Below are 18,976 nucleotides of genomic sequence, written 5' to 3'. Positions count from 1 at the left end.
CCCTACGCCGCCGCCATGATCCCGGCATACGTTCCAAAATCCACATTGCCGCCGGACAGCACCACGGCAACGCATTTGCCGGACATCTCGATCTCGCCCGATGACAGTGCCGCCAGCGCCACGCAGCCGCCGGGCTCGACCACCAGCTTGAGATAGGCCATGGCGTCGCGCATCGCCTGCGCCGCCGCCTGGTCGGAGACGGCGATGCCACCGGTGAGGTTCCTGCGGTTGATCTCGAAGGTGATCACGCCAGGCTCGGCGGTCAGCAGCGCGTCGCAGATGGAGCTATGGCCGGGCTCGTTCGAAACCCTGGCGCCGGCGGCGAGCGAACGGCGGGTGTCGTCGAAATGCTCGGGCTCGACCGCCCAGACCGCCGTGTTCGGCGAGGCGTCCTTGACGGCAACGGAGATGCCACTCGACAAGCCGCCGCCTCCACAGGGGACGATCACCGCGTCGAGGTCAACGCCAAGCGCTTTTGCCTGGCGCATCAATTCGAGACCGATCGTGCCCTGGCCGGCAATGATGGCCGGATCGTCGAAAGGCGGCACCAGCACCATGCCTCTTTCCATGTAAGGACGGATCACGGTCATGCGGTCGTCGCGAAAGCGGTCGAACGGGACCACCTCCGCGCCCATCTTGCGCACGTTGGCGATCTTCATAGCTGGGGCATCTGATGGCATGGCGATGACCGCCTTGACGCCGAACATCGCGGCCGAAGCGGCGACACCCTGCGCATGATTGCCCGACGAGAAGGCGACGACGCCTCGGCTGCGCTCCTCCTCGCTCAGCGACGACAGCTTGTTGTAGGCGCCGCGGAACTTGAACGAACCGGTGCGCTGCAGCGTCTCAGGCTTGAACAGGATGCGGCCGCCGAAGCGCTTGTTCAGCTCCTGCGATTCGATCAACGGGGTTTCGACGATCAGGCCGGAGAGACGCGCGGCGGCGGCGTGGATGTCGGCAATGCCGGGAGGGGTGGTGGTGGTCATGTGAAGTCCAGTGGACAGGGTCTTTCCATGATGCCCGCAAACAGATGTGGCGCACCAATGAAAAAATGTGAGCGTTACAAAGTTTGGCGGGGCAACTGGCAACGCCACGGCGGCACGCCCCCCTCTGGCCTGCCGGCCATCTCCCCCTCGAGGGGGGAGATTACGCACTCAGTCGACTTCGCCACCTATTAACGCTGCAAAGTGAGCGGGACGCCGAAGCTGCCAATCTCCCCCCTTGAGGGGGAGATGTCCGGTAGGACAGAGGGGGGCGCTGGCCCGCAGACATCCCCCATGTTCAGCCGAGCAAAGTCCTCTGCCTCTTGCCCCCACCCAGCTTGCGCCAGTTGTTGAACCGGTGGCTGGCGGCGGCAAACGAGATCTTCATCTGCTGGGCGACCGAATAGCGCGACTTGCCCTCGTCGAACATGCGGTAGCAGCACTCGACGCCCTCCTCGGTCAGTTTGCCGTCCGGCGCCTTGTTGTGCGGGTTGGCGGGATCGAATTTCTCGACCTGCTGCTCGACCAGCCCCTTCAGGCGTTGCAGGTCGGCCTCGATGCTGGCGATGAGATCGAGAACGGGCTTGGGATCATAGGGGTGCGGAGGCTGTTTTGCCGTCATCTGCCGGTTCCTTGTTCTTAGCTTGAGTCCAGCGATATAGGTGAACATTTACTGATAATGAAGGGTCACCGCGGGCGCGGGGCTTCAACAATTCTTGACCGCGACCCAAGCGCGCAATTGACCGAAGGCGTTCAAAACCCTAGTTTAGAACTATTCTAAACTAGGGTGAATTCCTCATGCTTTCCCGTGTTTTCGGCTTCGGCCGCCGCGCCTTCGAATCGCTCTCCGAACAGGAGATCCTGGCGCTGGCCATTTCCTCCGAGGAGGATGACGGTCGCATTTACCGGGCCTATGCCGACGGGCTGACGGAAAACTTCCCGCAATCGGCAAAAGTGTTCGAGGAAATGGCCGAGGAAGAGGATGGCCATCGCGATGCGCTGATCGAGCTTTTCCGCAAGCGTTTCGGCGAGCGCATTCCGCTGATCCGGCGCGAACATGTGAAGGGCTATTACGAGCGCAAGCCCGACTGGCTGGTCCGGCCGCTCGGCATCGAGCACGTGCGCAGCCAGGCCGAGGCGATGGAGCGGCAAGCCTACCTTTTCTATGTCGAGGCGGCCAAGCGCACGGCAGATGCTTCGACGCGAAAACTGCTTGATGATCTGGCGGTGGCCGAACTGGGCCATGAGACCTTGGCGCAGCGGCTGGAGCAGAAACATGTGCCGGGCGAAGTGAAGGATGAAGAGACCGCCGCCGAGCAGCGCCAGTTCATCCTCACCTATGTGCAACCAGGGCTGGCCGGGCTGATGGACGGATCGGTGTCCACCCTGGCGCCGATCTTTGCCGCCGCCTTTGCCACGCATGACACCTGGCAGACGCTTTTGGTCGGGCTTGCCGCCTCGATCGGCGCCGGCATTTCGATGGGCTTCACCGAAGTCGCTTCAGACGACGGCAAGCTGTCGGGCCGCGGCTCGCCGATCAAGCGCGGTCTGACCGTCGGCATCATGACGACGCTGGGCGGTCTCGGACACGCGCTCCCCTATGTCATTCCGCATTTCTGGACGGCCACCGGGGTTGCCGCGGTGGTGGTGTTCTTCGAATTGTGGGCGATCGCCTTTGTCCAGAACCGCTACATGCAGACGCCCTTCCTGCGCGCCGCCTTCCAGGTGGTGCTGGGCGGCGCCCTGGTGTTCGCGGCCGGCGTGCTGATCGGGAATGCGTAGCTTTTTCCCTTCCCCCCTTGTGGGGGAAGGTGGATCGGCGCGCAGCGCCGAGACGGATGAGGGGTGTTCCAGCGGAGTGAGACGGTGATTGCCTACCTTTGCGTATCCGTTTTAGACGAAGGTTTCCGCCAAGCTGGAACACCCCTCATCCGTCGCCTGCGGCGACACCTTCTCCCACAGGGGGAGAAGGAAGAAACTTGCCACTCACCCATTCACCGCCCGGCTATCCCCAGGTGCCTCGTCCCTTTCCGTCAGCCCATAGTCCCTCACGACATGGGCGATGCGCAATCGGTAGCCGGCAAAGATGCCGCCACGGCCGGCCTTCTGCGCCTGCCGGTGTTCCTCGGTGTTGCGCCAGGCCTTCACGGCTTCCTCATCTCGCCAGAACGACAGCGACAGGATGCGGTTCGGATCGGCCAGGCTCTGGAAACGCTCGATGGAGAGAAAGCCGTCGATGCCGTCGAGCAGCGGGCGCAAGTCGGCGGCGATGCTCAGATAGGCATCGCGCCGGTCCTCCGCCGGCTCGACCTCGAAGATGACGGCAATCACGGCAGCACCAGTTTCGCGTGCGGGCCGGAGGCCAGTTTCAGGAACATGCGATCCTCCTTCAGGATGAATCTCTCGCGCTTGGCGAATTCGTAGTTTGCCTTGCCGGCGGGATCGGCGGCAAGCCGGGCGCGATAGGCTTCGTAGGCGGCCAGGCTGTCGATGTTGTAGGCGGCATAGGCGGTCGTCGCCGAGCCCTCATGCGGCGCGTAGTAACCGATTAGATCGGCACCGCAGCGTGGAATGGCCTGGCCCCAGTTGCGCGCATACTCCTCGAAAGCCGCCTTGCCGAACGGGTCGATCTCGTAGCGGATGAAGCAGGTGATGGTCATTGTGGTCTCCTCGGGTTTGCGTCGATAGTTCGAGCGGCGTCGAAAAATTGTGTCGTCTGGTCTGCTAGGGCTGCCAGAAAGACTTCGCGCATTCGCGGCGCACGTCTCGCCGCGTCAGGCCAAGATCGCTCAGCAGGTGATCGTCGATCTCGACCAGGTCGAGACGCTGCAAATGGCGGTCATACCAGCGGGCCAGCAGCCGCGAGCGAAGCCAGGTGACGAACGGGAACGATCGGCGGTGGGGAAGTGGGGCTGCGGGGAAAGCGGATCGTGCGGGCATCGTCGTCTCCTTGATCTCACCGGAGAATAGTGGTTACCTGACAAGAACGCTTCGATGAGGAACGAACTATGCGTGAAGGACCCGACATCGCCCGCATCGCCAGCCTGGTCGGCGACCCGGCACGGGCAAACATGCTGAACGCCCTGATGGGCGGCACGGCGCTGACGGCGAGCGAACTGGCGCTCGAGGCCGGCGTTTCGCTGCCGACTGCCAGCTCGCACCTGGGCAAACTGATGGAAGGTGGGCTGCTCACGGTGGCAAGCCAGGGCCGGCATCGCTATTACGGCCTCGCCGGACCGCAGGTGGCCGGCATGATCGAAGCCATCACCGGTGTCGCGGCGTCTGTTGGGCCGCAGCGCGTGCGGCCGGGTCCACGCGATGGCGCGATGCGTGTGGCGCGCGTCTGCTACGATCACCTCGCCGGCGAGCAGGCGGTGGCGATGCTCGATAGGCTCGTCGCCAAGAACGTACTGGTCCGCGACGAACAAGAGATCAGGCTCGGGCCATCGGCGGCATCGCATTTCGCAGCGATCGGCATCGACGTTTATACCAAGCCGCGCCGGCCGGTGTGCCGCGCCTGCCTCGACTGGAGCGTGCGCCGCTCGCATCTCGCCGGCACGCTGGGCGCAGCCATCCTCGACAAGACCCTTGCCGAGAAATGGGCGCGCCGCGAAAAGGACAGCCGGGCGGTGATCTTCTCGCCGCCGGGTAGGCAGGCGTTTGAGAGGGCGTTTCTGTCCTGAACGGGCGAAGCGTTAACCCCGCCTCAGAGCCTTGCCCTGCTTAAAGAAATCCGACCACGGATCGGCTTTCGCCAGCTGTTTCAGCGTCGTCTTGTCGCCGATCGGGAAAGCGTTCGGCGCCAAGCCGGCCTCGATCTCTGGCCAGGTCACCGGCATCGACACGGTGGCGCCCTTCTTGGCGCGTGACGAATAGGGCGCGACCGTCGTCGAGCCCCTGCCATTGCGCAGATAGTCGACGAAGATCTTTCCCGTGCGCGCTTTTTTCGACAGCGTCGCCGTGTAGCGGTCGGGGGCACCCTGCTCCAGCGCACGGGCAAAATCATGGGCGAAGGTTTTGACCTCCTCCCAATCCGCCGCTGGTCTAAGCGGCACCATGACGTGAAAACCCTTGCCGCCCGAGGTCTTGACGAAATTCGGCAGCGACAGCTCGTCGAGCTTGCCCCTGATATCGAGTGCCGCCTCGCGGACCGCCTTCACGTCGACGCCTTCATCGGGATCGAGATCGAAGATGATCTGGTCGGGCTTTTCGATCTCATCGATCGTGCAGCCCCAGATGTGGATCTCGACCACGCCATATTGGACCAATGCGGCGACACCATCGAAATCCCGGATGTAAAGGATCTCCTCGCCGTCGGTCGGATCCTTCATGCGCGCGATCTTGTCGCTCATGCCGGCCGAGGCATGTTTCTGGAAGAAACGCTGGCCGCCGACGCCGTCCGGCGCCCGCACCAGGCTGAGCGGCCGGTTGACGACAAACTGTTCCATGCGCGGCCACACCTGCGCGTAATGGTCGAGCAGGCCTTGCTTGGAGATGTTTTCGTCCGGCCACAGCAGCTTGTCGGGATGCGAGAGTTTTACCGTGGTCGTCATCGATCCGGCGGCTTTGCCACCCGATGCCGGCTTGGCCGTGCTCTTGCCTGTCGATGGCTTGCCTGTCGACGCTTTGGGCTTTTCCTGCACGACTTCCTCCGCCGGCTTGTCCTCGCGCAATCCCTGGAACGAGGCGTGGCGTATTATACGGTCCGAGGTCCAGCTGCGAAACTCCACTTCGCCGACAAGTTCGGGCTTGACCCAGACCAGGCCCTTGCCCTTCGGCACGGCCGCATCGAACGGCGATGATTTTGCCGTCAGCGCGTCCAGCTTTGTCTTCAGCTCATTGGCGCCCTTGCCGGAGAAACCAGTGCCGACGCGGCCGGCATAATGCAGCTTGCCGCCCTCGTGGAAGCCGACGAGGATCGAGCGCAGTCCGCGCCCGGTCTTGTCCGACGGCAGGTAGCCGCCAATGACGAATTCCTGCCGCGCCGTGCATTTCGACTTCACCCAGGTTGGGCCGCGGCCGCTGCGATAGGGGGCATCGGCACGCTTGGAGACGACGCCTTCCAGGCCCATACGGCAGGCATGCTCCAGCATGATCTTGCCGGGTTCGGAAAAGTGGTCGCTGAAGCGGACCGCCGGATTGTCGGACTGCTTGCCGAGTAAATCCTGCAAGGCCTGCTTACGCTCGACCAGCGGCTCGCGGCGCAAATCCCGTCCATCGAGGCGCATCAGATCGAATACGTAATAGATGAAGCGATTTGTCCGTTTCGCCGACAGATCCTGCTGCAACAGCGCGAAAGACGAGACGCCGCTGTCGGCCAGCACGACCACCTCGCCATCGATGATGGCGTCGCTGCACTTCAGCCCGGCCAGCTCCGCGACGATCTCGCCGCCGAATTTCTTCGTCCAGTCGAGGCCGGTGCGGGTCAGCAGCCGCACGTCGGTGCCGGCTATCTGTGCCTGCATGCGATAGCCGTCGAACTTCACCTCATGCAGCCAGTCCTTGCCCGGCGGCGCATCGCGCTCCAGCGTGGCCAGCTGCGGCTCGATGAAGTCGAGTTTCTTGCCCGCGGCCTTCGTCTTGCCGGCGGCCGGCTTGTTGGAATGCCAGACCTTCGGCTTCTCACCCTTCGCGGTCTTGCCCTCGCCGACCTCCTCGATGGTCAGGCCTGACTTCACCGATTCCGGCGCCTCCTTGAGGATGTCCTCGCCCGGACGCGCAGCGGCATCGTCCGACTTGATCAGCAGCCAGTTGTCGCGCTTTTCACCCGCGCGGGGTTTCAGCCGCACCAGGTGCCAGAGACCATGCAGCTTGTGTCCCTTGAGCTCGAAGCTGATATGGCCCTTCTTCATCGCCTTCGCCGGGTCGATCTCGGGGGTCCAGGTGCCCTCGTCCCAGACGATGACCGAACCGCCGCCATATTCGCCTTTGGGAATGGTGCCCTCGAACGGCGCATAGTCGATCGGGTGATCCTCGACATGCACGGCCAGTCGCTTCTCATGCGGATCAAGGCTCGGGCCGCGCGTCACCGCCCAGCTCCACAGCACGCCGTCATGCTCGAGCCGCAGATCGTAATGCAGCCGCGTCGCGGCATGCTTGTGGATGACGAAGATGCCGCCCGCCTCGCTCTTCTTGGTCCGGGCGACCTTGCCGGCCGGTTCGGCGGTTTTCTTGAAATCGCGCTTGGAGTGATATTGTTCTAGGCTGGCCATTCGTTGGTGTCCTCAGGCCGATTTGCGTTTTGGCGCGCCGGCTTTCGGCTTGGCGCGTTTGGCCGCCGGCTTGGCTTTCGCCGACGAAGACGTTTTCGATGATCCGGAATCCGACAGGCTCTTCTTCAGCGCGTCGAACAGATTGACGACATTGGAAGGCTTGGGCGCCGCCTTGGCCTTAGGCGCCTTGTGGCCAGCCTTCTTGGCGCGGATCAGTTCCAGCAGCGCGTCCTCGTATTTGTCGTCAAATTTCGAGGGATCGAACTTCGTCTTCTTCTTGTCGATGATCAACTCGGCGAGGTCGGTCATCTCCTGATCGGTCTTCACCGACTCGATGTCGCCGAAGACGGTGTCCGGTTGGCGCACCGTGTTGTCGTAGCGCAGCGTCGTCAGCACCATGCCTTTGCCGAGCGGCTCGATAACCACCGGCCGTTCGCGTCGATAGAGCACGATACGCGCCAACCCGGCCATCTTCTTGCCCGCCATCGCGTCCCGAATGACGGCGAACGCTTCTTCCGACACCTTGTCGGCCGGGGCGACATAATAGGGCGTATCGAGATAGATCTGCTGGATCGAAGCTTTGTCGACGAAACCGTCGAGCGCCATCGTGTGCGAGGATTCGATCTGCACCGCCTCGATCTCGTCTTCCTCGATATGGATGAAATCGCCGTCGTCGAGTTCATAGCCCTTGATCTCGTCATCCTCCTCCAGAGGCTTGCCTGTTTCGGCGTCGACATAGAGCCGCTTCACCGTGTTGCCGGTCTTGCGGTTGAGAATGCGAAACGACACCCGCTCCGTGTGGGTGACGACATTGGTCAGTTCGACGGCACAGGTGACCAGCGAAAGCTTCAAATAGCCTTTCCAGGCCGGACGCGGCGCCATGATATCTTCCCTTCCAGAACCAGATGCAGGTGAGAACGGACAGACCGCGCTCCAGTTCCGCGCTCCGGCGCCGGTCTGGATTCCAAGGGCCGCCTGAGTGGTTCTGGCCCCCAGCATGGAAATTTCGCGGACGCCACAAAAGTTGAAACAGAACCGCGCGCAGGCGACATTCAAACGAAACATATGTGATGCAAAAGTCACATTGGCCGGAATGCCGGCCAACTGCACCGAAAGACCCCGAATCAGCCGCAATCCAGCCACGAAGCAAGGCATTTTCGACCAGATATTAACATCACGTTCACCGACTATTCACGCCTCGACGCTATGATGACCGCAATTCGGAAGGGACATCCGAAAATCGGGACAGGGACAAGGGTAATGAACTTCCTCGCGCACCTCATCGGCTATGCCGCCGCCATTCGCGAATTCGTCGCGCCGACCTATCGGCCCGAGCGCTATTACATGCGCGGCCCCGGCCCTGCTTGCGCCCGTCGCGGCAACTCGCTGGGCGCGCACTGATCATGGCTTTCGAAAATCGCCACAACAGCAGGATCTGCAGGCCGGCCGCCTCTACCCGCGCCACCACCTATCGCGCCGAGCGTCCCGTTCTCGCCGACAGGCGCCGTGCGATAACGCCACGGCTTTGATGCGATCGCTGGCTGGCTTAGTGTCATAGGACACGAGCAGCCGAGGCCAGCGTGACCGAGCATTCCCAACCCAGTCGACCCCAGTCAGATCCTCCCCCTGAAACAGTTCTCGGCTCACGCCATTCATTGATCGTTTTCGATGGCGTCTGTGTGCTCTGCTCCGGCTTCGTGCGCATGGTGGTCAGGCTCGACCGCCAAGGCCGTTTCCGCTTCGCCACCGCGCAGTCGCCCTTCGGTGAAACGCTGTTCCGGAAGCATGGACTGCGCACGGACTCTTACGAAACCAACCTCGTCCTGATCGACGGCGTCGCCTTCACGCGGCTCGACAGCTTCGTCGCCGTCATGTCGGAACTCGGCTGGCCGTGGCGGGCGATGAAGGCTTTGCTGCTGCTGCCGCGCCCGTTACGCGACTGGCTCTATGATCGCGTTGCAAAGAACCGCTACGCGCTGTTCGGCAAGAAGGACAGCTGCGAAATCCCCGCACCCGAGCTGCGGGAACGGTTCCTTGGCTGAGGATGTGGCTGCTGGAGAACGAGCCGCCGCTCAGCGCATTGATCGTACGCTATCGCGGCTGGCTCGAACCGGTGGATCCGCACGGCTCCAGCGCGATCGTATCGCCGGCCGTCTTGCCCAGTTCAAGGCAGCCCTGAACCGTGCACAGCGTCCAGCCGTCACCGGTTGCGCCGGAGGCGGCGAGCACGACGCGCCGCTGTGGACCGACATCAGGCGCGTAGATCCACCAGCCATTCTTCAGCACCGCGCCTTCCGGTGGCTCCATGCCCGCACCCGAGCCCTTGATCCGCGCCTCGACCAGCTGCAGGCCGGAAGGCGTGACCTTCCAGTCCTCCTGCCAGCGCGTCCCTTCCACCGAATGCGTCCAGGACAGCGTGAAGGCGGCGACGGAGAGCGTTACCGTCTTGCCAGCGGCCAGGATGCACAGGCTCATGTTCTGCCTGAAGCCCGCCGCGCGCGAAAACAGTGCCAGCCGATCCAGGCCAGCGCCAGCACCCAGCCGGCCTCGTCGGTCAGCGGCACCGCGGCGACCAGAAGCACGCCGGCCGCGAAGGCAAGCAGGCGTTCCCACCCCGCCATGCGGCGGGCGAGAAAGCCGACGGCGGCGGCACCCCACATCACGATGCCCATGCATGCTTTGGCGACGATGTAGGCGACCTCGATGGGATAACCGAACTGGGCAGCGATCGGCCCGGCGTCCTGCAGCATCAGCGCTGGCGTGTAGACCGCCATGAACGGCACGACGAAGCCGGCAATGGCGAGTTTGGTCGCCTGGATGCCGATCTTGAGGCCGCTTTCCTTGGCCATGGGTGCCGCGGCAAACGCGGCCAGCGCCACTGGCGGCGTCAGGTCGGCCATGATGCCGAAATAGAACACGAACATGTGGCTGACCAGTAGCGGCACGCCGAGTTCCAGCAGCGCCGGCCCGGCCAGCGACGAGGTGATGATGTAGTTGGGAATGGTCGGGATGCCCATGCCCAGCACCAGGCAGGTGAGCATGGTCAGCACCAGCGACAGGAACAGATTGTCCTCGCCGATCGAGATGATCCAGCCGATGAATGTCGAAGCGATGCCGGTCAGCGTCAGCGTGCCGATGACGATACCGACGATGGCGCAGGCAATGCCGACCGGCAGCGCATTCTTGGCGCCCTCGGCGAGCGAATCAACACAGATTTGCAGGGTCTCGCGCCCGCCCTTGAAGGTGAAGCAGGCGACGACCAGCGCGGCGATAACCAGGCCGAGGAGGTTGACGCCGAACTTCATGAACGAGGCGGCGGCAAGCCCGAGCGCGATCCAGAAGACGATGCGGAAGGCAAGCGGTCCGATCGCCGCCGCCAGTGGTGTGCCGAGGATGAGCACGATGGTCAGCGCCAGGCCCATCGTGCCGGCGAAGATCGGCGTATAGCCGGCAAACAGCAGGTAGATCAGGGCTGCCAGCGGCAGCACCAGCGGCCAATGTTGCCGCACTGCGTCCCACGGGTTGGGCAGCTCGGCCTTGGCCATGCCGTGCAGGCCGGCCTTGCCGGCTTCCAGATGCACCTGCCAGAAGCAGGCGCCGAAATAGAGCAGCGCCGGGATGATCGCCGCCTTGACCACCTCGGCATAAGGCACGTTCAGCGTCTCGGCCATGATGAAGGCGACCGCGCCCATCACCGGGGGCATGATCTGGCCGCCCATCGAGGAGGTCGCCTCGACGGCGCCGGCAAAAGCCGAGCGGAAGCCGAAGCGCTTCATCAGCGGAATGGTGAACTGGCCGCTGGCCACCACATTGGCGACGCCCGAGCCGGAAATGGTGCCCATCAGCGCCGACGACAGCACGCAGACCTGCGCCGGGCCGCCGCGCCATGTGCCGACAAGGCCCAGCGCGAAATCGTTGAACAGCGCGATCATGCCTGCGCGTTCGAGAAAGGCGGCAAAGACGACGAAGATGAAGATGTAGGCGGCCGAAACATAGATCGGGGTGCCGTATATGCCTTCGGTGCCGTAGGCGAAGGTGTCGACGAGCTGGGCGAAATCATAGCCGCGATGGACGAGCGGCGGCGGCAAATGGTTGCCGACGAAGCAATAGGCAAGGAAGATGAAGGCGATGACCGCCAGCGGCAGGCCCATCAGCCGCCGCGCTGCCTCGAAGACCAGCACCACCAGCACCGCGCCGACGATCAGGTCCGGCGTGGTCAGGAAGCCGGAGCGGCGGATGAGGTCGGTGTAGAACACCCAATTGTAGAGACCGGTGCCGAAGCCGAGCGCCCCGAGCGTCCAGAACGCTGCTTTGGCCGGCATGCTCTTGGCGCGCAGATTGGCGATCAGGCCGAAGCCGAGCAGCAGCAGGAAGCCGACATGCATGGCCCGCACCACCTGGCTCGGAATGCTGCCATAGGCGGCGACATAGATCTGGAACACGGAAAAGGCGACGGCGATGAGAAAAGCGGCCTTGCCGGCAAGGCCGTCGCCGAAGCCCGGCGGCAGCCCTTCGACCTGTTCTTCGACGGCAGGCAGATGGAAGGTGGCGGATTTGCCGTCGGGTGTTGTTCCAGACGTTGCTTCGCTCATCCGACGGACCCGCCCTACTTCAACAACCCCTTCTCCTTGTAATAACGCTCGGCACCGGGATGCAGCAGCACCGGCATGCCGGCGAGCGCCTTGGCCGGGTCGATTGCCTTGGCAGCGGCATGCGCCGCGGCCAGCTGGTCGAGATGGTCGAACATCAGCTTGGTCATCTGATAGGCGGTTTCGTCGGGGACATCGGCGCGTGTGATGAGGAAATTGCCGACGGCGGCGGTGGCGACATCCTCGCTCTGGCCCTCATAGGTACCCTTGGGGATGACCACCGAAAGATAGGGCGAGCCGATCTTCGCAACATCCTCGGCCGGCACCGCCACGACATTGATCGGCACCGAGGTGGCGAGGTCGCGGATCGAGGCGACGCCGAGCCCGGCCGATTGCAGCGTGGCGTCGAGCTGGCGGTTTTTGATCAGCTCGACCGATTCCGCGAAGGGCAGATATTCGACCCGGCCGAGATCTTCGTATTTCAGTCCGGCGGCGGCGAAGATGGCGCGTGCGTTGAGTTCGGTGCCCGACGCCGGTGCGCCGACCGACAGGCTCTTGCCCTTGAGGTCGGCCAGCGTCTTGATGCCGGACTCCTGGCTGGCGACGATCTGGATGTAATTGGGATAGATGGCGGCGATGCCGCGCAATTTGTCGAGCTTGCCTGGGAAACCGGCCTCGGCATTGCCTTCGGCGGCCATCTTGACGGAATCGCCGAGCGCAAAGGCGATCTCGCCCTTGCCCTGCTGCAGCAGATTGAGGTTTTCGACCGACGCCTTGGTCGCCTGCACCTGGGTGCGCGCGCCTTCGATGCCCTTGCCGTAGATTTCCGACAACGCCACGCCGAGCGGATAATAGACGCCGGATGTGCCGCCGGTCAGCACATTGATGAATTCCTGCGCCTTGGCTGAAACAGCGCTTAGGCCAAGCGACAGCGCCACGGCGCCGGCCGCAACAAATTTCGTTCTGAAATGGAACATCTGATTTCCTCCCTGGAATAGCGGCCGCATCACCTCCCTGACGCGAACAAGGGCGAGTTTAGACAGCGAGATGGAAATGCCAACCCGCAATCCCATGCGTTAGACGAATGGTTGAGTGCGGCATGCGCACATGACCGCTTGCGTGAAAAGTCTTCGGAGCCGAAAGATTTTTCCAGCGCCTGTCGAAATCGGCCAGGGCCGCGCGACATACGTCCGGCTCGCAAACGAAGCGGCCTTCGAGAAAACGGGAGAAGACCATGCGATATATGCTTTTGATCTACGTCAACGAAGCCGCGATGGCGGCCGCGCCGACCGATAAGACCTACGAGATCAGCGCGGCCTACGGCGCCTATACCGAGGCGTTGAAGAAATCCGGCGCCTGGCTGGCCGGCGACCGGCTGAAGCCGACCCAGGCCGCCACTTCGGTGCGGATGGCCAATGGCAAGACCAACGTCCTCGACGGCCCCTATGCCGACACCAAGGAGCAGCTCGCCGGTTTCTACATGATCGAGGCTGAGGACGCCGATGCCGCCATCGCCTGGGCGTCGCGCTGTCCCGCCGCCAGCGCCGGCACGGTCGAGCTGCGGCCGATCTGGGAACAGACCATGTGATGGAGACTGGCCCGGAGATCGCGCGGGCGGCGGCGGAAACCGCCGCCCGGCAAAGCTACGGCAAGCTTGTCGCCTGGCTCGCGGCGCGCACGCGCGACGTGGCCGGCGCCGAGGATGCGCTGGCCGATGCCTTCGCCGCCGCCCTCGAGCGATGGCCTCGAACCGGCGTACCCGAGAAACCGGAAACCTGGCTGCTGGCGGTGGCAAGGCGGCGCCGCGTCGATGCGGTGCGGCGGCGGCTGACCAGCGAGGCCGGCCGCGAGCATCTCAAGCTGATTGCCGAGGAGGCGGAGGCGCGCATGACCGAGGAAGACCTGCCCGACGATCGGCTGCGGCTGATGTTCGCTTGCGCCCATCCGGCGATCGAATCGAGCGTACGTTCGCCGCTCATCCTGCAGACGGTGCTGGGGTTCGACGCCGCGACGATCGCCTCCGCCTTCCTGGTCTCGCCCGCAACGATGGGCCAGCGCCTGGTGCGCGCCAAGAGCCGCATCCGTGAAACCGGCATTCCGTTCCGCGTGCCGGAGCGGGCCGAACTCGGCGAAAGGCTGGACGCGGTGCTGGAGGCGATCTATGCCGCCTTCGCCGAAGGCTGGTCCGATCCGGCCGGCACCGAAACGCGGCGCCGCAACCTGGCGACCGAAGGCATCTGGCTCGGCCGGCTGGTGGCCTCGCTGATGCCGGAGGAACCGGAGGCACTGGGCCTGTTGTCGCTGATGCTGTTTGCCGAGTCCCGCCGCGCCGCACGGCGCAGCGCCGAAGGCGACTTCGTGCCGTTGGCGGAGCAGGATTGCCTTCTATGGGACCGTGCCCTCATCGACGAGGCGGAAGCGCTGCTTTCCCACGCCGCGGCCAAGGGCGTCATCGGCCGCTACCAGCTTGAGGCGGCCGTGCAGTCCGCGCATGCGGCACGAAGGCTCACCGGCCGCACCGATCGGGCGGCGATCCAGGAACTCTACGACGCGCTGCTTTCGATCGCAGGATCGCCGGTGGTGGCGATCAACCGCGCGGTGGCGATCGCCGAAGCAGAGGGCGCGGTGGCGGGATTGGCGGCCCTTTACGTGCTGGGCGACGACAAGCGGCTTGACGAGTACCAGCCCTATTGGGCCGCACGCGCCGGTCTTCTGGCCAGGCTTGGTCAGGTGCCACAGGCAACCGAGGCCTATGACCGGGCGATCGGCCTCGAACGCGACCCGGCGGTGCGCCGGTTCCTGCAGGGAAAACGGGCAGTGCTCAGAAATTGAGCTTCAGCCCGGCCACATCTCATGCGATGTGTTGAGCGTCCTCATCAGCGGATGGTCGCGCAGCCTCGACCACAGACGCTCAATGTTCGGCCATGCCGTCCGCGCGCTGTCGATGTCGGGATGCCAGGCCACCAGCATGACCAGATAAATGTCGGCCAGCGACATCCGGTCGCCGACCAGCCAGTCACGGCCTTCGAGCGCGGCATCGAGAACGGCAAAGCCACGGTCCATCTCGGCCACGGCCGCCTGCTTGACCGCCTTGGTGCCTTCGGGATCGGCCGTGTAGCGGTATGCGTAGTAGAAACGCAGCACCGCCGAATAGAGAACAGACGACATGAATGCCATCCAGCGCAGGAAATCCGCGCGGGCAGGCGCATCGGCCGCCGGCGCCAAATTGGCATCGGGATGACGCTCGGCAAGCAGGATGCAGATCGCCGCCGATTCGGTCATCGAGCTTCCGTCCGGCAGGGTCAGCACCGGCACCTGGTTCAACGGACTGATGTCGAGGAAGGCGGGATCGGGCCGGTCGGTCTTCGGCACATCGATCTGCTCGAACGGCGCATTCGCCAGCACCAGCGCAGCCTCGACGACGAAGCCGCCGCTGCCGGGACGGGTATAAAGCTTGTACATAAATTCTCCCCCGGCCGCGCAAAGCAGGCCGGGGGCGATATGAACCGGAAGCGGTGTCGCGCTCAAGCCGCCGATGGCGGCCACGGGCGTTTTTTCAGCGGGCCAGCTTGGTCACGAGAAGCGTCGGACTACGATCCCAGCCCCTCGAACAGGATGGTCGACAGATAACGCTCGGCGAAGGACGGGATGATCACCACAAGGTTCTTGCCCTTGTTCTCCGGCCGCGAACCGACGACGATGGCCGCCTGCAGGGCGGCGCCCGAAGAGATACCGACCGGCACGCCTTCGAGGCGGGCGACGAGGCGGGCATTGGCCACGGAATCCTCGTTCGACACCTTGACGATCTCGTCATAGATCGTCGTGTCGAGGATTTTGGGCGCAAAGCCGGCGCCGATGCCCTGGATCTTGTGCGGGCCGGGCTGGCCGCCCGACAGAACCGGCGAGGAGTCCGGCTCGACGGCGACGACATGCACCGAGGGCTTGCGCTTCTTCAGCACCTGGCCGACGCCGGTGATGGTGCCGCCGGTGCCGATGCCGGCGACGAAGATATCGACCTCGCCATGCGTATCGTTCCAGATTTCCTCGGCCGTCGTCGTGCGATGGATCTCCGGATTGGCCGGGTTCTCGAACTGCTGCGGGATGATCGCATTGGGGATCGTCGCTGCCAGTTCGTCGGCCTTGGCGATGGCGCCCTTCATGCCTTTCGGGCCTTCTGTCAGCACCAGCTCCGCGCCGAGCAGCGCCAGCATTTTCCGGCGCTCGATCGACATCGTTTCGGGCATCGTCAGGATCAGCTTGTAGCCCTTGGCGGCAGCGGCGAAGGCAAGCGCGATGCCGGTGTTGCCCGACGTCGGTTCGATCAGCGTGGTCTTGCCGGGAGAAATCTTGCCTGACGCCTCCAGCGCCTCGATCATCGCCACGCCGATGCGGTCCTTGACCGAGGCGATCGGATTGAAGAATTCGAGCTTGGCGATGAGATTGGCGACGATGCCCTTTTCCCGAGCGAATTTGTCGAGCCGCACCAGCGGCGTGTCGCCGATCGTGTCGGTGATGGACTCATAGACGCGGCCGCGGCCGGGCACGCGGGCTGATGTGACGGGCTTGTTCATTGGTTTCGCTCCCAGAATTTCAGGCAAGTGGAGAATTTCAGGCAAATGCAGCCGGCAGGATAGGACCTTCGACCGCGCAACATAAGCTGTCGGCCGAAAATATCCGAGTGGGGCCTGTGTCGAAAACATCCCTGTCTCGGAAAAGCATTTCCCGCAAAGGCCGATTTGCGAAATGCTTTGGCTGAAAGCCTCTATTGGCGGGCGGCAATCGCCGCAGCGGCGCCGACCATGAAGCCGGCGGCCGTGCGGTTCAGCGCCTTGAGCGCACGCGGCGACTTCAGGAACCAGCGCGCCTTGGCGGCCAGCGCCAGATACGGCACCAGCACCACCAACAGCACGACGACCGTCAACGCGACGAGGATGCCGTAATCGGCCAGCGTGATGGTCTTCAGGTCGACAATGGTCGGCGTGATGGCGAGGTAGAAGATCATCGTCTTCGGATTGCCGAGCGTGACGGTCAGGCCGGCGGCAAAGCTCGACAGCAACCCGCTTTTGTCTTTCCGGGCCTCGACGGTCTCGGGCGTGATGCCGCTGTTCCAGAAGCGCCAGCCGAGGAAGGCGAGATAGGCGACGCCGAGCCATTTGATGGCGAGAAAGACCATGCCGAAACTCTGCGCGACGAAAGCGAGGCCCAGCACCACGGCGGTCAGATAGGTGATGTCGCCAACCATCAGGCCAAACGACATCGCCAGCGACGAACGGAAGCCGGAGCCGAGCGCACGCGCGACCAGCGCGGTGATGCCGGGGCCAGGAATTGCGGCGGCGATGCCGAGAGCGGCACTGTAGGCGAGGAATCCGGTGAGGGTCATGGCACTGGTCTCGGATCAGAGCGTTTTATTGCATGGGACAGGCCAAGATTGAATTCCCTCGGGCCGGATTCTATTGCACCAGATATCGGGGGCCTCGCCTTGCGAAGCCCCAATCCGGGTGAGGGGGCCTGCGCAACCCAAGCGGATCAGGAACGACCGTCGCCATGGGTGACGCGCCAGATGGTGCCGTTGCCGTCCTCGGTCACGATCAGCGCGCCATCGTTAGCCACTGCCACGCCGGCCGGACGCCCCCACACCTCGCCATTGGAGACGACGAAGCCGGTGATGAAATCCTCATATTCGCCGGTCGGCTTGCCGTCCTCGAACAGCAATCGCACCACCTTGTAGCCGGTCCGGTTGCCGCGGTTCCAAGAACCGTGCAGAGCGACGAAAGCATCGCCCTTGTATTCAGCCGGAAAGCTCTTCCCCTCGTAGAAGGCGATGTTGAGCGGCGCCGAATGCGCCTGCATCAGCACATCGGGAACGGTCGTTTTGCCGGCAAGATCGGGGCGCTCACCCTTGTGGCGCGGATCCTCATTGTCGCCGGTATAGTACCAGGGCCAGCCATAGAAGGCGCCCTCCTTGACCACGGTCGCGTATTCGGGCGGCACATCGTCGCCAAGCGCATCGCGTTCGTTCACGACGCACCACAGCGCGCCGGTCGCCGGCTGCACGGTCATACCCGAGCAGTTGCGCAGGCCGGTGGCAAAGATGCGGCCGTTCTTGCCATCGGGATCGAAGGCCAGCACGTCGGCGCGGCCATCTTCGGGTCCCCAGGCTGCACCCAGCGGCTGCGATTTCGCCCAGGCATCGAGTCCGCCTTTCGGCTCCTGGCCCATGTCCTCGGCGACATTCGATCCCGAGCCGACCGACAGATAAAGCGTCTTGCCGTCCGGCGAGAAGGCGATGTCGCGGGTCCAGTGATGATTGGCCGGGATGTTGTCGACGATGGTTTCCGGATCGCCGGAGGCCTTCAGGTCGCCATTGCGGTAGGCAAAGCGCACGATGCTGTCGCTGTTGGCGACATAGACCCATTGCGGGTCACCGCCCGGCGGATAGAAGGCAATGCCATAGGGCCGGTTGAGATTGCCGGCAAAGATGCCGTCCTGTGCCGGCTTCGCCCTGCCTTCGGCGAGGCGATAGATGCGGACCTGATTGGCTTTGCTGTCGGCGACGAACAGGTCGCCATTCGGCGCGACGCGCACGACGCGTGGATTGTCGATGCCCGATGCAACCAGCTCGGCCGAGAACCCCGGCGGCAGTTGCAGCTTCGCATCTGCCGGCATGTCCGCAACGCCGGCGCTGTTCGAGGTCGACCGGCTGGCATCGGGCTTGGGCAGATCATCCGGTCTGATCAGGCGGCGTGTGCCCGGCTTGTCCGCTCGCCAGTCGCCGAAGGCGGCCGCGCCTTTGAGCACCGGCTCGGCCGCCTGCTGGGCGAATGAAGCGGTCGAGAGAAACAGTGCGGCGGAAAGTACGGGGCCGGCAAAACGCATCATTCGGTCCTCCAATGTTCGGGCGTGAGAACAGGAACGAGCGGTTTCGTCGATCGTTCCATGGCACGCGATGAGGTGAAGGAAGCTCCCGGGTTCCCGGTTCAGGTCCCGGCGGCGTAGAAATCGTCGTCGAGGCGTTTTTCCAACTCGACGAGGTCGGCCGGCAGCGGCAAGCCCATGGCGCGCATTTCCCGCAGTTTTTCGCGCAACTGCTCCTGGATCTCGTGCTGGTCTTCCGGCTGGTTGACCATCTCCTCGAGCAGCAGGCTGATCCGGGCCTTGAATTCTTCGAGCGCCATCATCGTCTCCTCGGTTG

The 18,976-nt window shown here is 63.9% G+C and carries 21 protein-coding genes; 6 read left to right on the top strand and 15 right to left on the bottom strand.

Translation table 11 applies throughout. From position 1 onward, the window contains the following. Nucleotides 1-2: 2 nt before the first annotated feature. Nucleotides 3-986, bottom strand: a complete 984-nt coding sequence (locus MESCI2_RS0133405; protein ID WP_027040290.1) for a threonine/serine dehydratase — start codon at nt 984-986, stop codon at nt 3-5. A 295-nt stretch (nt 987-1,281) separates the two neighbouring features. Next, complete coding sequence (locus MESCI2_RS0133400; RefSeq protein ID WP_023813492.1) at nt 1,282-1,605, bottom strand: hypothetical protein; 324 nt, start codon at nt 1,603-1,605, stop codon at nt 1,282-1,284. A 176-nt stretch (nt 1,606-1,781) separates the two neighbouring features. Here MESCI2_RS0133400 and mbfA point away from each other — a divergent pair, with 176 nt between their 5' ends. Then, nucleotides 1,782-2,765, top strand: coding sequence for an iron exporter MbfA (gene mbfA, locus MESCI2_RS0133395; protein ID WP_027040289.1), 984 nt, complete (start codon nt 1,782-1,784; stop codon nt 2,763-2,765). 204 nt (nt 2,766-2,969) lie between these two features. On the opposite strand, the gene MESCI2_RS0133390 is transcribed toward mbfA, so the two are convergent. The 3 genes from MESCI2_RS0133390 to MESCI2_RS0133380 all read right to left on the bottom strand — a co-directional run bounded on the left by MESCI2_RS0133390 (nt 2,970) and on the right by MESCI2_RS0133380 (nt 3,923). Continuing rightward, a complete protein-coding gene (locus MESCI2_RS0133390) occupies nt 2,970-3,314 on the bottom strand; it encodes an antibiotic biosynthesis monooxygenase family protein (RefSeq protein ID WP_027040288.1) in 345 nt (114 codons plus the stop codon). Next, nucleotides 3,311-3,643: an NIPSNAP family protein gene (locus MESCI2_RS0133385; protein ID WP_027040287.1), complete on the bottom strand. Its 333-nt coding sequence runs from the start codon at nt 3,641-3,643 to the stop codon at nt 3,311-3,313. Before MESCI2_RS0133385 ends, MESCI2_RS0133390 begins: the two co-directional genes overlap by 4 nt. 64 nt (nt 3,644-3,707) lie before the next feature. Beyond that, nucleotides 3,708-3,923, bottom strand: a complete 216-nt coding sequence (locus MESCI2_RS0133380; RefSeq protein ID WP_027040286.1) for a DUF1127 domain-containing protein — start codon at nt 3,921-3,923, stop codon at nt 3,708-3,710. A gap of 68 nt (nt 3,924-3,991) precedes the next feature. Here MESCI2_RS0133380 and MESCI2_RS0133375 point away from each other — a divergent pair, with 68 nt between their 5' ends. After that, nucleotides 3,992-4,666: an ArsR/SmtB family transcription factor gene (locus MESCI2_RS0133375; protein WP_027040285.1), complete on the top strand. Its 675-nt coding sequence runs from the start codon at nt 3,992-3,994 to the stop codon at nt 4,664-4,666. A gap of 12 nt (nt 4,667-4,678) precedes the next feature. Here MESCI2_RS0133375 and ligD read toward each other — a convergent pair whose 3' ends face one another. Both ligD and MESCI2_RS0133365 read right to left on the bottom strand, forming a co-directional pair. Then, nucleotides 4,679-7,195 (bottom strand): DNA ligase D, encoded by a 2,517-nt coding sequence (ligD, locus tag MESCI2_RS0133370; protein ID WP_027040284.1) that lies wholly within the window; start codon nt 7,193-7,195, stop codon nt 4,679-4,681. 12 nt (nt 7,196-7,207) lie between these two features. Next, on the bottom strand, nt 7,208-8,077 hold the full coding sequence (locus MESCI2_RS0133365; protein WP_027040283.1) for a Ku protein: 870 nt from the start codon (nt 8,075-8,077) through the stop codon (nt 7,208-7,210). A gap of 378 nt (nt 8,078-8,455) precedes the next feature. Here MESCI2_RS0133365 and MESCI2_RS1000000137725 point away from each other — a divergent pair, with 378 nt between their 5' ends. Together MESCI2_RS1000000137725 and MESCI2_RS0133355 are read left to right on the top strand one after the other, a co-directional pair. Then, nucleotides 8,456-8,596, top strand: coding sequence for a hypothetical protein (locus tag MESCI2_RS1000000137725; RefSeq protein ID WP_013528645.1), 141 nt, complete (start codon nt 8,456-8,458; stop codon nt 8,594-8,596). A 179-nt stretch (nt 8,597-8,775) separates the two neighbouring features. Beyond that, nucleotides 8,776-9,237, top strand: a complete 462-nt coding sequence (locus MESCI2_RS0133355; RefSeq protein WP_027040282.1) for a DCC1-like thiol-disulfide oxidoreductase family protein — start codon at nt 8,776-8,778, stop codon at nt 9,235-9,237. Nucleotides 9,238-9,286: 49 nt separating this feature from the next. On the opposite strand, the gene MESCI2_RS0133350 is transcribed toward MESCI2_RS0133355, so the two are convergent. From MESCI2_RS0133350 to MESCI2_RS0133340, 3 genes are read right to left on the bottom strand one after another with little or no spacing between them, the layout of a single operon-like run. Then, nucleotides 9,287-9,670, bottom strand: a complete 384-nt coding sequence (locus MESCI2_RS0133350; protein WP_027040281.1) for a DUF1850 domain-containing protein — start codon at nt 9,668-9,670, stop codon at nt 9,287-9,289. Continuing rightward, nucleotides 9,667-11,787, bottom strand: coding sequence for a TRAP transporter permease (locus tag MESCI2_RS0133345; RefSeq protein WP_027040280.1), 2,121 nt, complete (start codon nt 11,785-11,787; stop codon nt 9,667-9,669). Before MESCI2_RS0133345 ends, MESCI2_RS0133350 begins: the two co-directional genes overlap by 4 nt. 14 nt (nt 11,788-11,801) lie before the next feature. Beyond that, complete coding sequence (locus MESCI2_RS0133340; protein ID WP_027040279.1) at nt 11,802-12,761, bottom strand: TAXI family TRAP transporter solute-binding subunit; 960 nt, start codon at nt 12,759-12,761, stop codon at nt 11,802-11,804. Nucleotides 12,762-13,018: 257 nt separating this feature from the next. Between MESCI2_RS0133340 and MESCI2_RS0133335 the strand changes: the two genes are divergently transcribed. Beyond that, complete coding sequence (locus MESCI2_RS0133335) at nt 13,019-13,372, top strand: YciI family protein (protein ID WP_027040278.1); 354 nt, start codon at nt 13,019-13,021, stop codon at nt 13,370-13,372. Further along, a complete protein-coding gene (locus MESCI2_RS0133330; RefSeq protein ID WP_027040277.1) occupies nt 13,372-14,616 on the top strand; it encodes an RNA polymerase sigma factor in 1,245 nt (414 codons plus the stop codon). The genes MESCI2_RS0133335 and MESCI2_RS0133330 overlap by 1 nt, the downstream gene beginning before the upstream one ends. Before the next feature lie 3 nt (nt 14,617-14,619). Here MESCI2_RS0133330 and MESCI2_RS0133325 read toward each other — a convergent pair whose 3' ends face one another. The 5 genes from MESCI2_RS0133325 to MESCI2_RS0133305 all read right to left on the bottom strand — a co-directional run bounded on the left by MESCI2_RS0133325 (nt 14,620) and on the right by MESCI2_RS0133305 (nt 18,959). After that, nucleotides 14,620-15,246, bottom strand: a complete 627-nt coding sequence (locus tag MESCI2_RS0133325) for a glutathione S-transferase family protein (protein ID WP_027040276.1) — start codon at nt 15,244-15,246, stop codon at nt 14,620-14,622. A gap of 128 nt (nt 15,247-15,374) precedes the next feature. Continuing rightward, on the bottom strand, nt 15,375-16,355 hold the full coding sequence (gene cysK / locus MESCI2_RS0133320) for a cysteine synthase A (RefSeq protein ID WP_027040275.1): 981 nt from the start codon (nt 16,353-16,355) through the stop codon (nt 15,375-15,377). 191 nt (nt 16,356-16,546) lie between these two features. Further along, the gene (locus tag MESCI2_RS0133315) at nt 16,547-17,164 is read right to left on the bottom strand and encodes a LysE family translocator (RefSeq protein WP_027040274.1); all 618 of its coding nucleotides are present in this window, start codon (nt 17,162-17,164) and stop codon (nt 16,547-16,549) included. A 146-nt stretch (nt 17,165-17,310) separates the two neighbouring features. Further along, on the bottom strand, nt 17,311-18,663 hold the full coding sequence (locus MESCI2_RS0133310) for a PQQ-dependent sugar dehydrogenase (protein ID WP_027040273.1): 1,353 nt from the start codon (nt 18,661-18,663) through the stop codon (nt 17,311-17,313). 98 nt (nt 18,664-18,761) lie between these two features. Next, nucleotides 18,762-18,959 carry a hypothetical protein gene (locus MESCI2_RS0133305; protein WP_013528634.1) on the bottom strand — a complete coding sequence of 66 codons (198 nt, stop codon included), beginning with the start codon at nt 18,957-18,959 and terminating at the stop codon, nt 18,762-18,764. Nucleotides 18,960-18,976: the final 17 nt, after the last annotated feature.

The organism is Mesorhizobium ciceri WSM4083 (assembly GCF_000519305.1).
Taxonomy (GTDB): domain Bacteria; phylum Pseudomonadota; class Alphaproteobacteria; order Rhizobiales; family Rhizobiaceae; genus Mesorhizobium; species Mesorhizobium ciceri_B.
Note: the sequence above shows the minus strand (reverse complement) of the source record. Positions and strands in the feature narration are given on the sequence as shown.

What these genes read in the sequence shown, in the direction of transcription:
- MESCI2_RS0133405 (WP_027040290.1), bottom strand. Translation starts at nt 986, where the DNA reads ATGACCACCACCACCCCTCCCGGCATTGCCGACATCCACGCCGCCGCC.
- MESCI2_RS0133315 (WP_027040274.1), bottom strand. Translation starts at nt 17,164, where the DNA reads ATGACCCTCACCGGATTCCTCGCCTACAGTGCCGCTCTCGGCATCGCC.
- MESCI2_RS0133350 (WP_027040281.1), bottom strand. Translation starts at nt 9,670, where the DNA reads ATGAGCCTGTGCATCCTGGCCGCTGGCAAGACGGTAACGCTCTCCGTC.
- mbfA (WP_027040289.1), top strand. Translation starts at nt 1,782, where the DNA reads ATGCTTTCCCGTGTTTTCGGCTTCGGCCGCCGCGCCTTCGAATCGCTC.
- MESCI2_RS1000000137725 (WP_013528645.1), top strand. Translation starts at nt 8,456, where the DNA reads ATGAACTTCCTCGCGCACCTCATCGGCTATGCCGCCGCCATTCGCGAA.
- ligD (WP_027040284.1), bottom strand. Translation starts at nt 7,195, where the DNA reads ATGGCCAGCCTAGAACAATATCACTCCAAGCGCGATTTCAAGAAAACC.
- MESCI2_RS0133335 (WP_027040278.1), top strand. Translation starts at nt 13,019, where the DNA reads ATGCGATATATGCTTTTGATCTACGTCAACGAAGCCGCGATGGCGGCC.
- MESCI2_RS0133375 (WP_027040285.1), top strand. Translation starts at nt 3,992, where the DNA reads ATGCGTGAAGGACCCGACATCGCCCGCATCGCCAGCCTGGTCGGCGAC.
- MESCI2_RS0133330 (WP_027040277.1), top strand. Translation starts at nt 13,372, where the DNA reads ATGGAGACTGGCCCGGAGATCGCGCGGGCGGCGGCGGAAACCGCCGCC.
- MESCI2_RS0133365 (WP_027040283.1), bottom strand. Translation starts at nt 8,077, where the DNA reads ATGGCGCCGCGTCCGGCCTGGAAAGGCTATTTGAAGCTTTCGCTGGTC.
- cysK (WP_027040275.1), bottom strand. Translation starts at nt 16,355, where the DNA reads ATGAACAAGCCCGTCACATCAGCCCGCGTGCCCGGCCGCGGCCGCGTC.
- MESCI2_RS0133305 (WP_013528634.1), bottom strand. Translation starts at nt 18,959, where the DNA reads ATGGCGCTCGAAGAATTCAAGGCCCGGATCAGCCTGCTGCTCGAGGAG.
- MESCI2_RS0133325 (WP_027040276.1), bottom strand. Translation starts at nt 15,246, where the DNA reads ATGTACAAGCTTTATACCCGTCCCGGCAGCGGCGGCTTCGTCGTCGAG.
- MESCI2_RS0133310 (WP_027040273.1), bottom strand. Translation starts at nt 18,663, where the DNA reads ATGATGCGTTTTGCCGGCCCCGTACTTTCCGCCGCACTGTTTCTCTCG.
- MESCI2_RS0133400 (WP_023813492.1), bottom strand. Translation starts at nt 1,605, where the DNA reads ATGACGGCAAAACAGCCTCCGCACCCCTATGATCCCAAGCCCGTTCTC.
- MESCI2_RS0133380 (WP_027040286.1), bottom strand. Translation starts at nt 3,923, where the DNA reads ATGCCCGCACGATCCGCTTTCCCCGCAGCCCCACTTCCCCACCGCCGA.
- MESCI2_RS0133345 (WP_027040280.1), bottom strand. Translation starts at nt 11,787, where the DNA reads ATGAGCGAAGCAACGTCTGGAACAACACCCGACGGCAAATCCGCCACC.
- MESCI2_RS0133385 (WP_027040287.1), bottom strand. Translation starts at nt 3,643, where the DNA reads ATGACCATCACCTGCTTCATCCGCTACGAGATCGACCCGTTCGGCAAG.
- MESCI2_RS0133340 (WP_027040279.1), bottom strand. Translation starts at nt 12,761, where the DNA reads ATGTTCCATTTCAGAACGAAATTTGTTGCGGCCGGCGCCGTGGCGCTG.